The 12,572-nt window shown below is 72.6% G+C and carries 1 protein-coding gene; it reads left to right on the top strand.

Annotated elements, in window-relative coordinates; all coding sequences use genetic code 11:
* Positions 1-12,537, top strand: a 12,537-nt coding sequence (locus tag ACF088_RS40330; protein ID WP_392380969.1) for a type I polyketide synthase, incomplete at its 5' end; no start/stop codon positions are given.
* Positions 12,538-12,572 lie beyond the last annotated feature (35 nt).

Genomic DNA, 12,572 nt, shown 5'->3' with positions numbered 1-12,572 from the left:
CGGCCGCGGGGGACGGTGCTGATTACGGGTGGTACGGGTGCGTTGGGTGCTCGTGTGGCGCGGTGGGTGGCTGAGTGTGGTGCGGAGCATGTCGTTCTGACCAGTCGTCGTGGCTTGGAGGCTCCTGGTGCGGTGGAGCTGGAGGCGGAGCTGTCTGGCCTGGGTGTGCGGGTGACGGTGGCGGCTTGCGATGTCGCTGATCGGGGTGCGGTCGAGGAGCTGCTGTCGGGGTGTGCGGTGGATGCGGTGGTGCATGCGGCGGGTGTGGTGGATTCCGTGCCGTTGGGGGATGCGGGTGCGGGGCATTTTGCTGAGGTGATGGGGGCGAAGGTTGCCGGTGCCGTGGTGCTGGATGAGGTGCTGGGTGATCGTGCGCTGGATGCCTTTGTGGTGTTCTCGTCGATTGCTGGTGTGTGGGGGAGTGGTGGTCAGGCGGCGTATGCGGCGGGTAATGCCTTCGTTGAGGGGTTGGTGGAGGCGCGTCGTGCGCGGGGTGTGGTGGGTTGTGCGGTGGCGTGGGGCCCGTGGGCCGGCGGCGGGATGGCCGGTGTGGAGGGTGCGGAGGAGCATCTGCTGCGTCGTGGGCTGAAGGCCCTCGATCCGGGGCTGGCGGTGTCGGCGTTGGAGTCGGCGGTTGGTGCGGGTGAGGGTTCGGTGGTGGTGGCGGATGTGGAGTGGGAGCGGTTTGCTCCGGCGTTCACGAGTGCTCGTCCGAGTCCGTTGCTGGACGACCTGCCGGAGGTGCGGGCGGCGTTGGCTGTCGGCGCTGGTGCTGGCGCTGGCGTTGGTGGTGAGGGTTCTGGTGCTGGGGTGGTGCGGGAGCGGTTGTCGGGGCTGTCGGTTGTGGAGCGAGAGCGGGCGCTGCTGGAGTTGGTGCGTACTCACGCCGCAGCGGTCCTCGGCTACCACAAGCCGGAGTCGCTTGAAGCCCGTTCTGCCTTCCGGGACTTGGGCTTCGACTCGCTGACCGCTGTGGAGTTGCGCGGCCGGTTGAACACCGAAACCGGTCTGCGGCTGCCCGCCACCGTCGTCTTCGACTATCCGTCGCCGGTCGATCTGGCGCGCTTCCTGGGCGATGAGCTGTTCGGGACCGGGGCGGACGCGGTACCCGGTCTGCCGGTGCTGGCGTCCACCTCGGACGATCCGGTGGTCATCGTCGGGATGAGTTGCCGGCTTCCCGGTGGGGTGGCCAGCCCCGAGGACCTGTGGCGGCTGGTGGCCGGGGCCGAGGACGCGATCTCCGAGCTCCCTCATGACCGTGGCTGGGACCTCGATGGCCTCTACGACCCGACCCCGGGCCAGCCTGGGAAGAGTTACTCGCGCCATGGCGGATTCGTCAGCGGGGTCGACCAGTTCGATCCGGCGTTCTTCGGTATCAGCCCGCGTGAAGCGGTCGCGATCGACCCGCAGCAGCGGCTGCTGCTGGAGTCCTCCTGGGAGGCGCTTGAGCGTTCCGGCATTGATCCGCAGACGTTGCGGGGGAGCCGGGCCGGGGTTTTCGTCGGTTCCAATGGCCAGGACTACCCCGCCCTGCTGCTGAGCACTCCGGAGGGCCAGGACGGCTACCTCGGTACCGGGAATGCAGCAGCTGTGGTGTCGGGCCGGGTGTCGTATGCGCTGGGCCTTGAGGGACCGGCGGTGACGGTGGACACGGCGTGTTCCTCGTCGCTGGTCGCCCTGCATCTGGCGGTGCAGTCTCTGCGCTCGGGCGAATGTGATCTGGCGCTGGCCGGCGGTGTGACCGTGATGTCGACGCCGGGTGCGTTCATCGAATTCAGCCAGCAGCGTGGCCTTGCTGCTGATGGCCGGTGCAAGGCGTTCTCGGATGCTGCGGATGGCACCGGTTGGGCTGAGGGTGCTGGTGTGTTGGTGGTGGAGCGGTTGTCGGATGCTCGGCGTCATGGTCATCGGGTGTTGGCTGTGGTGGCGGGTAGTGCGGTGAATCAGGATGGTGCGTCGAATGGTCTGACGGCGCCGAATGGTCCGTCGCAGCAGCGGGTGATCCGGCAGGCGCTGGCGGGTGCGGGGCTGTCGCCCGCGGATGTGGATGTAGTCGAGGCGCATGGCACGGGAACGTCCCTGGGTGACCCGATCGAGGCGCAGGCGCTGCTTGCGACGTACGGGCAGGATCGGGATGAGGACCGGCCGTTGTGGCTGGGGTCGGTGAAGTCGAACATCGGTCATACGCAGGCGGCTGCGGGTGCGGCCGGTGTCATCAAGATGGTGCTGGCGCTCCAGCACGGTGTGCTGCCGCAGACGCTGCATGCCGATGAGCCGTCGTCGCACGTGGACTGGTCGGCGGGCGACGTGCGGCTGCTTACCGAGGCTGTGGCGTGGCCGGAGGGGGAGCGGCTGCGTCGGGCCGGTGTGTCGGCGTTCGGAGTGAGCGGCACCAATGCGCATGTGGTGATCGAGCAGGCTCCGGTGGAGGAGAGCGCGGAAGCCGGGCCGGTTGGTGATGTGGGCGTGGTGCCGTGGGTGGTGTCCGCGCGGAGTCGGGAAGGGGTGCGGTCGCAGGCGCAGCGGTTGTTGGCGCATGTGGAGGCCCGCCCTGAACTCGGTGTGCCGGAGGTGGGGTTTGCCCTGGCCACGACACGTTCGGCATTTGAACACCGGGCCGTCGTCCTCGGCACCGAGCGCGGTGCGCTCGTCGACGGTCTCAGGGCGTTGGCCACGGGGAGCGAAGCTGCTTCCGTGGTGAGCGCTCTGGCTGCACCTGAAGCGCGCTTGGCGCTGCTGTTCACCGGGCAGGGTGCGCAGCGGTTGGGGATGGGTAGGGAGCTGTATGAGGCGTTCCCGGTTTTCGCCGATGCGTTTGACTCTGTCTGTGCGCACTTTGACGGCGAGCTGGCTTCGCCTCTGAGGGATGTGGTGTTCGGTGACGAAGGCGAACTGCTGAATCAGACGGGGTTCACTCAGCCGGCGTTGTTCGCGGTGGAGGTGGCGCTGTTCCGGCTGGTGGAGTCGTTCGGTGTGCGGCCCGACTATCTGGTGGGTCATTCCATCGGTGAGTTGGTGGCCGCGTACCTCGCCGGTGTGCTGTCCCTCCCGGACGCGTGCCGTCTGGTGGTGGCCCGTGGTCGCCTGATGCAGGCACTCCCGGCGGGCGGCGCGATGGTCGCCCTTCAGGCCACCGAGGACGAGGTGTTGCCGCTGCTGGAGGGCCAGGAGCAGCGGGTGAGCATCGCCGCGGTGAACGGACCGCGGTCGGTCGTGGTCTCCGGTGAGGAGTCCTCGGTTGCCGAGATCGCCGGGCGCTTCGAGTCTGACGGCCGGAAGGTAAAGCGCCTCAAGGTCAGCCATGCCTTCCACTCTCCGCTGATGGAGCCGATGCTCGACGAGTTCCGTGCCGTCGCGGAAGGCCTGACATTCGAAGAGCCCCGTATCCCGGTGGTCTCGAATGTCACCGGCACGCTGGCTACGTCACAGGAGCTGACCTCCCCCGACTACTGGGTGCGGCATGTCCGTGAGGCCGTCCGCTTCGCCGACGGCATTCGCTGGCTGGCGGAGCACGAGGTCACCCGGTTCCTGGAAATCGGCCCGGACGGCACCCTCACCGCCATGACACAGAGCTGCCTCGACAGCGACAGCGACAGCGACATCGACAATGACAGCGACATCGACAATGACAACGACAGCGACATGGATGCGGATCTGGACGCGGACCACGTCCTCATCCCCACCCTGCGCGGCGACGACCGCGGCGAGATAGCCGCCGTACTCTCCGCCGCCGGGCGCGCATTCGCCCACGGCATCGCCATCAACTGGCAGACCTTCTTCCCCACCACAGCCACCGCCACCCAAACCAAGACCGACACCCCCACCCCCACCCCCATCGACCTCCCCACCTACGCCTTCCAACACCAGCGCTACTGGCCCCGGTTCACGGGCTTGCCGACGAGTGATCTCGGTTCTGCCGGGCTGGAGTCCGCCCAGCACCCCTTGCTGGGTGCTGCCGTCTCCCTGGCCGGCAGCGCGGACGGTGCGGACGGCTTCGACAGCGGGTACGGCTCGGCCGAGGGCGGCGCCGTGGTGTTCACGGGGCGGGTGTCCGTCGCTGCGCAGCCCTGGCTCGCCGAGCATTGCGTCTCGGGCTCGGTTCTGCTCCCCGGTACCGCCTTCCTGGAGCTGGCCGTCCGTGCCGGGGACCAGGTCGGCTGCGGGCAGGTGGAGGAACTGACGCTGCAGGCGCCGCTGGTCCTGCCGGAGCGGGGCGCCGTACAGCTCCAGGTGGCCGTCGGGGCCGCGGACGAGACCGGGCGCCGGACGCTCAGCGTCTACTCCCGGCCGCAGGATGCGCAGGCCGGCCAGACCTGGGTACGCCATGCCGTCGGCGTACTCGGCACGGACGGCGCGGCCCCCGGGGCCGGCCTGTCCCAGTGGCCGCCCGCCGGTGCGGAGCCCCTCTCCGTCGAGGGGCTGTACGAGGGGCTGACCGCAGCGGGGTTCGGCTATGGGCCGGTTTTCCGCGGTCTGCGCCAGGTATGGAGCCGTGGTGACGAGTTGTTCGCCTCGGTCGAACTTCCGGAGAGCGCCGTCGCCGAGGCGGCCGGGTTTGGACTGCATCCGGCATTGCTGGACTCGGTGCTGCACGCGCTCGGACTCGTGGAGTCGGACCGGGCGGAGGAAGGCCGGGCGGACGAGGACCGGGCGGAGGAGGACCGGGCGGAAGAGGGCCGGGGCAGGCTGCCCTTCTCCTGGTCGGGTGCGACGCTGCACGCGTCCGGAGCGTCGGTGCTGCGTGCCCGGCTGACCGTGCACGGTTCCGACTCGGTCGCCCTGGAGCTGGCCGATGCCTCGGGCGGACCCGTCGCGACGATCGACTCCCTGGTGCTGCGGCCGGTGTCGGCCGACGGGATCGCCCAGGCCAAGGCGGGCGGCCAGGACACCACGCTGCACACGATGGACTGGATCCCGCTGCCGGAGCCCTCCGGGGCAGGCGGGTCCACCGCGCCCACCGCGCCCGCGGTATCCGTCGGTGCGGCCATCGACCTGTGCGACGGCACTCACGGCACTGACGGCACTGACGGCACCGACGGCACCGACGACACCGACGGCGCCCACGGTGCCGACGACCGACTCGATCTCTCCGCGATCGGCGCGTCCGTATACCCGGACCTCGGATCGCTTCCCCGGGACGAGGTGCCTTCCCACGTCCTGCTGCGGCTGGACGTTCCTGACGGCGACCCGGCCGCCGCCGCGCACACCGCGACCCACCGGACGCTCGCGCTGCTCCACGCATGGCTGGCCGAGGAGCGGTTCGCCGCGGCCCGGCTGGTCGTCGTCACCCAGGGCGCGGTCACCGTGGACGAACGGCGACCGGACCCGGCGCTGGCCGCCGTGTGGGGGCTCGTCCGGGCCGCGCGCTCGGAGCACCCGGACCGGTTCACGCTGGTCGATCTGGACGGGGCGAGCGAGTCCCTCGCCGCGCTCCCCGCCGCACTGGCCGGCGACGAGCCCGAACTGGCCGTACGCGCGGGCCAGGTGTACGTCCCGAGGCTCAGCCGGCACGTACGGCCCGATGCGCTGCCGGTGCCCGGGGAGAGCGGGGCGTGGTGCCTGGACATCGCGGAGAAGGGCACGCTGGCGAACCTGCACCTCGCCGAATTTCCCACGGCACAGGCCGAGTTGGGTGTCGGACAGGTGCGGATCGCGGTGCGTGCCGCCGGCCTGAACTTCCGTGATGTGCTGAACGCGCTCGGCATGTATCCGGGTGACGCCGTGGCGCTGGGGATCGAGGGCGCCGGTGTGGTCACCGAGGTCGGTCCGGGAGTGACCGGGTTCTCCCCGGGCGACCGGGTCATGGGGTTGTTCACCCAGTCGTTCGGTCCGTTCGCGGTGGCCGATGCGCGCACCCTCGCCCGCATACCCGAGGGCTGGTCGTTCGCGCAGGCGGCGTCGGTTCCGGTGGTGTTCCTGACCGCCTACTACGCCTTGGTGGACCTGGGAGAGCTCCAGGCGGGCGAGTCGGTGCTGGTGCATGCCGCCGCGGGCGGTGTCGGTATGGCCGCGGTGCAGTTGGCGCGGCATCTGGGCGCGGAGGTGTTCGGCACCGCGAGTCCGGGGAAGTGGGAGACGCTGCGCAGCTCGGGTCTGGACGAGGCGCATATCGCGTCCTCGCGTGATCTGGACTTTGAGGGGTCCTTCCTCGCCGAGACCGGTGGCCGGGGTGTGGATGTGGTGCTGGACTCCCTGGCGCGGGAGTTCGTGGACGCCTCGCTGCGACTGCTGCCGCGCGGCGGCCGCTTCCTGGAGATGGGCAAGACCGATGTCCGTGACCCGCAGGAGGTCGCGGCCGCGCACGAGGGCGTGCGCTACCAGGCGTTCGATCTCTTTGACGCCGGTCCGGAGCGGATCGGCGAGATGCTGACGGCACTCGTCACCCTCTTCGAACAGGGCGTGCTGCGACCCCTGCCGCTCACCGCGTGGGACGTACGCAAGGCGCCCGAGGCATTCCGCTACCTCAGCCAGGCCAAGAACGTCGGCAAGGTCGTACTGACGATGCCGGTTCCTCTCGATGCGGAAGGAACGGTCCTGGTCACGGGTGGGACGGGTGGTCTGGGCGCGTTGGTCGCCCGGCATCTGGTGACCGAGCACGGGGTCCGTCATCTGGTGCTGTCCAGTCGCCGGGGGCCGCAGGCTCCGGGTGCCACCGCACTGCGCGACGAACTCGCCGCCCTCGGCGCCGAGGTCACCGTCGCCGCCTGTGACACCGCGGACCGCGAGGCGCTGCGCGGGCTGCTCGACTCCGTACCGCCGCAGCACCCGCTGACCGGGGTCGTGCACACGGCCGGGGTGCTGGACGACGGCGTGCTGTCCTCGCTGACGCCCGAGCGGCTGGACGCCGTGCTCGTGCCGAAGGCGGACGCGGTGAGCGCACTGCACGAGCTGACCCGGGGCGAGGACCTGGCGGCGTTCGTCGTCTTCTCCTCCGTCGCCGGCATGTTCGGCGGCTCGGGACAGGCGAACTACTCGGCGGCGAATGCCTTCCTGGACGCGTTCGCCCAGGCCAGGCAGGGTGCGGGGCTGCCCGCCACCTCACTTGCCTGGGGCCCGTGGGCTCCCGGCGCGGGGATGACCGGCGAGCTGGCGGATGCCGATCTGCAGCGGATGGCGCGTGGCGGCATGGTGCCGTTCACGGCCGAGCAGGGCATGGCGGCGTTCGACGCCGCATTCCGTACCGCCGAAGCGGTGTACGCCCCCGTGCGGCTCGACCACGCCGCACTGCGGGCACCGCACTCCGCGCCGCCGGCCCTGCTGCGCGGTCTGGTGACCGGGTCCGCCCGGCGCTCGGCCGCGTCGGCGGCCTCCGGCGACGCCGCGCAGGGCCTGCGCACCGGACTGGCCGCGCTGCCGGCCGCCGAGCGGGAACCCGCGGTGCTGGAACTGGTGCGTGCGCAGGCGGCGCTCGTGCTCGGGCACGCCGGCCCCGAAGCCGTCGAACCGGCCCGGGACTTCCGTGGCCTGGGCATCGACTCGCTCACCGCCGTCGAGCTGCGCAACCGGCTGGGCGCCGCGACCGGTCTGCGGCTGCCGGCGACCCTCGTCTTCGACTACCCGTCGCCGACGGCGCTGGCCCGCCAGGTGTGCACCGAACTGTTCGGGGACGACGAGGCGGCCGCCGCCCCGGTGGCCGTGGCCGGCCGGCCGGCGAACGGCGAGGAGCAGCTCGCCGTGGTCGCCATGAGCTGCCGGTTCCCGGGCGGGGCGGGCAGCCCCGAGGAGTTCTGGCGGCTGCTGGCCGACGGCGTGGACGCGCTGTCGCCGCTGCCGGCCGACCGCGGCTGGCAGACCGGTGACGACGCGGCCCGCGTCGAGGGCGGATTCCTCTACGACAGCGGCGACTTCGATGCGGACTTCTTCGGGATCTCGCCGCGTGAGGCGGTCACCATGGACCCGCAGCAGCGGCTGCTGCTGGAAATCTCATGGGAGGCACTGGAGCGGGCCGGCATCGACCCGGCGTCGCTGCGCGGCAGCCGCACCGGGGTGTTCGCGGGCACGAACTACCAGGGATACGGCTCGGCCGCCCACGCCCTGCCCGAGGGCACCGAGGGGCAGCTGCTCACCGGCCACGCCACCAGTGTGACGTCCGGCCGGGTCTCCTACACCCTCGGTCTCGAAGGCCCCGCCGTCACGGTCGACACGGCCTGTTCGTCGTCGCTGGTGGCGCTGCATCAGGCCGCCCAGGCCCTGCGGCTGGGGGAGTGCGATCTCGCCTTCGCGGGCGGGGTCACCGTGATGGCCACCCCCGGTGCCTTCGTGGAGTTCGGGCGGCAAGGAGGACTGGCCGGCGACGGGCGGTGCAAGGCGTTCGCCGACGACGCGGACGGCACCGGCTGGGGCGAGGGCGCGGGCATCGTCCTCGTCGAGCGGCTGTCCGATGCGCGGCGCAACGGGCACCCGGTGCTCGCCGTGCTCCGCGGCTCCGCGGTCAACCAGGACGGCGCCTCCAACGGTCTGACCGCCCCCAACGGGCCGTCCCAGCAGCGGGTCATCCGGGCCGCGCTCGCCAACGCCGGGCTCGACGCCCCAGAGGTGGACGCGGTCGAGGCACACGGCACCGGGACGTCGCTGGGCGATCCCATCGAGGCACAGGCGCTGATCGCCACCTACGGCCAGGGCCGCGCGGCGGACCGGCCGTTGTGGCTGGGCTCGGTGAAGTCCAACATCGGACACACCCAGGCCGCCGCCGGCATCGCCGGTGTGATCAAGATGGTGCTGGCCCTCCGGAAGGGCGTCCTGCCCCGCACGCTGCACGTCACCGAGCCGTCCTCGCACGTCGACTGGTCGGCGGGTGAGGTGCGGCTGCTGACCCGGGCCGTGGAGTGGCCGCAGCACGAACTGCCGCGCCGGGCCGGGGTGTCCTCGTTCGGGATCAGCGGCACCAACGCGCATGTGGTGCTCGAAGAGTACGGGTCGGTTGACGGCGGACCGGAGGGGACCACTTCGCTCGACGGCGTCGCGCCCGCCGATGTCGTGCGGGCCGGGGACGACGGGGACGACGGGGCCGGCGACCTGCCGGGGCCCGTGGTCTGGCCGCTGTCCGCCCGGTCCGGCGCCGCGCTCCGCGATCAGGCGAAGCGGCTGCGTGCCCACCTCACCGACCGCCCGGACCTGCCGGTGGGCGACCTCGGGTACTCGCTCGCCACCACCCGGGCCGCCTTCGACCACCGGGCGGCGCTGGTCGCCGAGGACCGGGACGGGTTCCTCAAGGGCCTCGCCGCGCTGGCCCGCGGGGAGGACACGGCGGAGCTGGTGCGCGGGCGTGCGGACACCGGCGGGAAGCTCGCCTTCCTGTTCAGCGGCCAGGGGTCCCAGCGCGCCGGCATGGGACGCGAGCTCCACGCGCGCTTCCCCGCCTATGCGGCGGCCTTCGACGAGGTCTGCGCGGAGTTCGACCGCCACCTCGAACGGCCGCTGCGCGAGGTCGTCTTCGCGGACGAGGGCACGCCCGTGGCCGCGCTGCTCGACCGCACCGCCTACACCCAGCCCGCGCTGTTCGCCGTGGGAACCGCGCTGCACGCGCTCGTCACGTCCTGGGGCATCCGGCCCGACGTCCTGATCGGCCACTCCATCGGCGAGCTGACCGCCGCGCATGCCGCCGGGGTGCTGACCCTGGAGGACGCGTGCCGGCTGGTCGCCGCCCGCGGCCGGCTGATGCAGGCACTGCCGGAAGGCGGCGCCATGATCGCCGTACAGGCCGCCGAGGAAGAGGTCTCGCCCCTGCTGGCGGGCCTGGCGGACCGGGCCGGGATCGCCGCGGTGAACGGGCCGTCGGCCGTCGTCGTCTCCGGCGCGCAGGACACCGTCACCGAGATCGCCGGACAGCTGGCCGAGCGCGGGCGAAAGACTAGGCGTTTGCGGGTCAGCCATGCGTTTCACTCTCCACTGATGGACGCGATGCTGGCGGAGTTCGGCGAGATCGCGCGGGGAGTGCGCTACGCACCGCCGCGCCTGACCGTCATCTCCAACCTCACCGGGGAACCGGCGGCCGCCGCCGACCTGACCTCGCCCGACTACTGGGTGCGGCATGTCCGCGAGGCCGTCCGCTTCTGCGACGGCATCCGCCGGCTGGAGGCCGACGGCGTACGGACCTACCTGGAGCTGGGGCCCGACGGCGCGCTGGCCGCCACGGCATGGGAGAGCCTGCGCGCACCCGGCGAGGAGGCCGCCGCGCTGCCCGTGCTGCGGCGCGATCGACCCGAGGTGCGCAGCGCCCTGCTGGCCGCGGCGAGCCTGCACGTCCGCGGTCTCGGCACCGGGCCCGCCGCGCTGTACGGCGAGGGTGCGCGCCGCGTCGAGCTGCCCACCTACGCCTTCCAGCGCCGCCGGTACTGGCTGGAGCCGGCCGGCCCGCAGACCGGGGCCGAGGCGGCGCAGACGGTGGACGACCAGTTCTGGGCCGCCGTGGAGCACGCCGACCCGGGCGAGCTGGCCGAACGCCTCCACCTGGCCGGTGACGCTCCGCTGCGCGAGGTACTGCCCGCGCTGTCCTCGTGGCGCCACCAGCAGCGCGAACGCACCGTCGCCGACGGCTGGGAATACCGGGTCACCTGGCGGCCGGCCGGCGATGCACCGGCTCCCGTACTGTCCGGGACCTGGCTGCTCGCCCACCCCGCGGGCCACGGCGGCCGCGCCTGGGAGACGGCGATCGCGGCCGGGCTCACCGCCCACGGCGCGGCCGCGGTCGTCCCGGTCGAGGTCGACTGCGCCCGCGCCGACCGCACCTCACTCGCCGACCAACTGGGCACACTGCTGGGCGAGTCGGGCCCCGTCGACGGGGTGCTGTCCCTGCTGGGCACCGACCAGGAACCGCACCGCAGCGGGCCCGCCACGCCCGGCGGACTCGCCGCGACCATGGCCCTCGTCCAGGCGCTCGACGACCTGGGCACCGGCGCACCACTGTGGTGCGCGACCACCGGAGCCGTCGCGGTGCGCGAGCGCGAGGCCGTGCCGTCCCCCGCCCAGGCCGCCGTCTGGGGCCTGGGACGGGTCGCCGCGCTGGAGCACCCGCAGAGCTGGGGCGGTCTGGTCGACCTGCCCGCGGAGCCCGATGAGCGGGCCGTGGAGCGGCTGTGCGCGGTCCTGGAGGCCGGGCCGGGCGAGGACCAGGTCGCCGTACGCGGCTCGGGCGTGTTCGTCCGGCGGCTGGTCCGGGCCCAGGCCCCAGGCGCCGCACCGGGCACCGACGAGCCGTGGGCGTGCACCGGCACCGTACTGATCACCGGCGGCACCGGTGCGCTCGGCGCACACGTGGCCCGCCGGCTGGCAGACCGGGGCGCCGAGCACCTGATACTGGCGGGCCGGCGCGGCGCGCAGGCCGAGGGTGCGGCCGAGCTGCGGGCCGAACTGACCGCCCGGGGCACCCGGGTGACGCTCGCCGCATGCGACGCCGCCGACCGTGACGCGCTGGCGCGGCTGCTGGCCGAACACCCCGTCGACGCGGTGTTCCACGCCGCGGGAGTCCTCGACGACGGGCTGCTCACCGGACTCGACGGGGCCCGCCTGGACGCCGTGCTGCGGTCCAAGATGGCGGCCGCGACGCAGCTGCACGAGCTGACCGACGGCCTGACGGCATTCGTGCTGTTCTCGTCCTTCGCCGGCACGGCGGGGGCGACCGGCCAGGCCAACTACGCCGCCGCCAACGCCTATCTGGACGCCCTCGCCGAGCACCGGCACGCCCTCGGCCTCCCTGCCACCTCCCTCGCATGGGGCCCGTGGGCCGGCGCCGGAATGGCGGCCGGCGGCGCGGGCGACGAGCAACTGGCCGAGCGCCTCACCCGGGGCGGTATGGGCACACTCGACCCGCGGCTCGCGGTCGACGCGCTGGAGCGGGCCCTCACCCGTGGCGACACCACACTGACCGTGGCCGACGTGGACTGGGCCCGGTTCGTACCCGGCTTCACCTCGGTGCGGCCCAGCGCGCTCCTCTCCGACCTGCCGGAGGCCCGGCGGGCGGCCCCGGAACGCGAGCCCGCGGACGGCGACGGGCCGGGCGGTCTGCGGGCGCTGCGCGCACAGCTGGCCGGGCGGAGCGAGACCGACCAGGAACGCGTCCTGGTCACCCTCGTCCGCACCCATGTCGCCGGTGTCCTCGGGTACGACGCGGTGGACGCGATCGACCCGAAGCGGGCGTTCAGCGAGCTGGGCTTCGACTCGCTCATGGCCGTCGAGCTGCGCAATCGGCTCGGTCTCGCCACCGGTACGCAACTGCCCGCCACGCTGCTCTTCGACCACCCGACCGCCGCGGCCCTAGCCGGCCACCTGCGGAGGCGGGTCGCCGCAGGGGACGCGGCCGGAGGGCTGCCCGCGCTCGCCGAGCTGGACCGGCTGGAAGGCGTGCTGGGAGAGGTGCCGCAGGACGATCCACAACGCGCCAGGATCGCCTCCCGGCTGCAGATGCTGCTCGCGAAATGGAACGAGCGGCAGGACACGGAAGCAGAGGCGAAGGACGACGCCGGGGTGAGCGACCGGATCAGCTCCGCCACCGCCGACGAGATCTTCGACTTCATCGACAACGACCTCGGCATGTCATGAGCTGCCGACCGCAAGAGCCCGGAAACCGCCGCGTG

This window comes from Streptomyces sp. NPDC015125 (genome assembly GCF_043080045.1).
Taxonomy (GTDB): domain Bacteria; phylum Actinomycetota; class Actinomycetes; order Streptomycetales; family Streptomycetaceae; genus Streptomyces.
This window is presented reverse-complemented; position numbering and strand designations above follow the sequence as displayed.